The 759-nt window shown below is 72.5% G+C and carries 1 protein-coding gene; it reads left to right on the top strand.

Going from position 1 to position 759, the window contains the following annotated elements:
- Positions 1-216 precede the first annotated feature (216 nt).
- On the top strand, positions 217-759 hold a 543-nt coding region (locus C1I97_RS38240), incomplete at its 3' end, for an MFS transporter (protein ID WP_146608467.1).

Raw genomic sequence — 759 nt, 5'->3', positions numbered from 1 at the left:
GCTCCCGCCCGCCCCGGACAGCGACCAGGTCGCACGCCTGGACGGACACCTCTGCCTCGTCCTCGACCCCTTCGCGTGAGCCGTACGCCCCGGGAGCCGGGCAGAGCGGGCGGGAGACCACCCCGTAGGCTTCTCCCGCCCGACGTCGCCGTTGCCGGGGAAGGAGCCGGCGGCACCGACGGCTGGGCAGTCCGAGGAAGGGGCCGGGGGGAGACCATGAACGTCGGTGTACAGCGCGGCGCGATCGCCGCCGTACAGGTACTCGGCCTCGCCGTCTGGTTCTCCATGTCAGCCGTGGTCCCCACACTCCGCAGTGAGTGGGGACTCGACTCCGCCGACGCGGTATGGCTGACCGCGTCGGTCCAGCTCGGCTTCGTCACCGGCGCGCTCACGTCCGCCGCCCTCACCCTCGCCGATCGTCTCCCGCCCCAGCGCCTCCTCGCCGGCGGCGCCGCCGCGGCGGCCGTGTGCACCGTGCTGCTGGCCGTGTCGGTCGATCGGTTCGCCGCAGCCGTTCCACTTCGCTTCGCGACCGGCGTGTGCCTGGCCGCTGTCTACCCGGTCGGCATGAAACTCATGGCTTCCTGGGCGCATGGCGCCGCACGCGGCAAGTCTATGGGGATTCTCATCGCCGCCCTGACGCTCGGATCGACCCTTCCGCACCTCATCGCCGGCGTCGGGTCACTGCCCTGGCGGGGCGTTCTCCTGGTCGCGGCGGCAGCCGGACTCCTGGCCTCGTCCATCGCGCTGGCCTTCATC

Source organism: Streptomyces sp. NTH33, from assembly GCF_003236365.1.
Classification (GTDB): domain Bacteria; phylum Actinomycetota; class Actinomycetes; order Streptomycetales; family Streptomycetaceae; genus Streptomyces.
This window is presented reverse-complemented; position numbering and strand designations above follow the sequence as displayed.